General features: G+C 76.0%; 1 protein-coding gene. It reads right to left on the minus strand.

Annotation, left to right across the window (positions count from 1 at the left end):
• Window positions 1-417 (minus strand): hypothetical protein (locus GVJ63_RS22035; RefSeq protein ID WP_200843143.1); only part of this gene is annotated, 417 nt, incomplete at both ends.

Here is a 417-nt window from a genome sequence, read left to right on the forward strand (position 1 = left end):
GTCCGGCGCCGGTGGCGATGCAGCTCCGCCGCGAGGCTGCGGGCATCCGGCAGGCCCACGGCCTTGGCGATCTGCCGGGCGGCGCCGTCGGGGGGGACGGCGCCGGGATCGGCCATCACCAGCCGCTGCCACTGGTAGACCGCGTCGAGGAAGCCGTAGGTCTCGGCCAGGGGCTCGGTCATGGCGGTGGGCAGGATCCCGCGCGCGCCGGCCTTCCGGAGCACAGCCTCCCCCGAGAGGCCGATGCCGTCGGCCTGGACCTGCGGGTGGCTCAGCACGATGGACTGGGCCAGGAAATCGAGGTCGAACAGCCCGCCGGGGGCGAGCTTGAGGTCGTACGGCCCGGCATGGCCGCGCTCCGCGGCGACGAGCCGGCGCATCTCCCCGGCCGCGGCGCAGACCTGGGCGGGATCGCGC

Origin of the sequence: Pantoea sp. 18059 (genome assembly GCF_902706165.1) — a bacterium.
In the GTDB taxonomy this organism is placed as follows: domain Bacteria; phylum Pseudomonadota; class Gammaproteobacteria; order Enterobacterales; family Enterobacteriaceae; genus Pantoea; species Pantoea agglomerans.